The organism is Conexibacter sp. CPCC 205762 (assembly GCF_030646155.1).
Lineage (GTDB): Bacteria > Actinomycetota > Thermoleophilia > Solirubrobacterales > Solirubrobacteraceae > Conexibacter.
Genome location: NZ_JAUTDN010000099.1, coordinates 1 through 1,394, shown reverse-complemented (window position 1 = coordinate 1,394; position 1,394 = coordinate 1). Strand labels below are relative to the sequence as shown.

At 64.6% G+C, this 1,394-nt stretch carries 2 protein-coding genes; both read right to left on the bottom strand.

What is annotated here, in order from left to right; all coding sequences use genetic code 11:
* Positions 1-244: 244 nt before the first annotated feature.
* Positions 245-1,039, bottom strand: coding sequence for a flagellin (locus tag Q7L73_RS28580; protein ID WP_304693765.1), 795 nt, complete (start codon positions 1,037-1,039; stop codon positions 245-247).
* Positions 1,040-1,193: 154 nt separating this feature from the next.
* On the bottom strand, positions 1,194-1,394 hold a 201-nt coding region (locus Q7L73_RS28575), incomplete at its 5' end, for a flagellin (protein WP_304715801.1).

The window sequence follows — 1,394 nt, the reverse complement described above, 5'->3', positions numbered from 1 at the left end:
TGCGCGTTGAACGCCTCGACGTTCGTATTGATGCGAAGGGACATGCCGATCTCCTTGATCGTCCCGGGGCGACTCCATGTCACCCGCTTCTCTCACTGATGATCGGCGACGTGCCAGGAACCTTGAGACGAGGGGTCAGCCCTGGACGACAAGAAGAGGCGAGCGGCACACGGCCGCTCGCCTCCCTTGTGTCGGTCCCTCGATGAACCGGTTATGACGCCCCGGAGGGCGAAGGTGATGTGTCCTAGCGCAGCAGCGAGAGGACGGCCTGCGGGGCCTGCTGGGCCTGCGCGAGCATGCTCGTGCCGGCCTGCTGCAGGATGTTGTTCTTCGTGAAGTTGACCATCTCAGCCGCCATGTCCACGTCACGAATCCGCGACTCAGAGGCCGAGAGGTTCTCCTGGTACACGGACAGGTTGTTGTACGTGTGCTCCAGACGGTTCTGCACCGCACCGAACGAGGAGCGCATGTCGGAGACAAGGCCGATCGCTCTGTCGATGTCGGCGATCGCGGTCGCTCTGGTGAGGTCGATTCTCGGAGCGGCGGTGTTGAGGTCCGAGCTGCTCGCCGTGATCTGCTCGGCGTCGTTGGCGCCGACCTGGAACGTGATCGTCTGCGTTCTGTCGAGCAGTCTGATGCCGTTGAACTGCGCCGTGTCGCGGATGCGCGCGATCTCGGCCGACAGCTGGTCGACCTCGGAGGCGATCGCCGCTCTGTCCTCTCTCGCCAGCGTGCCGTTGCCGTACTGCACGGCGAGCTCGCGCGAGCGCTGCAGCATGCTGTGGACCTCGGTCAGCGAACCCTCCGCCGTCTGCACGAGCGAGATGCCGTCCTGCACGTTGCGACGCGCCTGCGCCAGGCCGCCGATCTGACCACGCAGCTTCTCCGAGATCGCGAGACCCGCGGCATCGTCAGCGGCGCGGTTGATGCGGAAGCCAGACGAGAGGCGCTCCATGCTCTTGGCCAGCTTGTTGCTGGTGCCCTCGAGGTTGCGATGCGCGTTGAACGCCTCGACGTTCGTATTGATGCGAAGGGACATGCCGATCTCCTTGATCGTCCCGGGGCGACTCCATGTCACCCGCTTCTCTCACAGATCATCGGCCGCGCGCCACGGACCTTTAGGGCTCCGTCCCGCGGCTGAACAAAGAAGAGAGGCGAGCGGCCGCGCCGCTCGCCTCTGATGCGTCAGCGTCCTAGCGCAGCAGCGAGAGGACGGCCTGCGGCGCCTGCTGGGCCTGCGCCAGCATCGACGTGCCGGCCTGCTGCAGGATGTTGTTCTTCGTGAAGTTGACCATCTCGGAAGCCATGTCCACGTCGCGGATGCGCGACTCAGAGGCCGAGAGGTTCTCCTGGTACACGGACAGGTTGTTGTACGTGTGCTCCAGACGGTTCTG

Bases quoted from the DNA above. Each gene is read 5' to 3' on its own strand.
- Q7L73_RS28580 (WP_304693765.1), bottom strand. From the start codon at position 1,039: ATGTCCCTTCGCATCAATACGAACGTCGAGGCGTTCAACGCGCATCGC.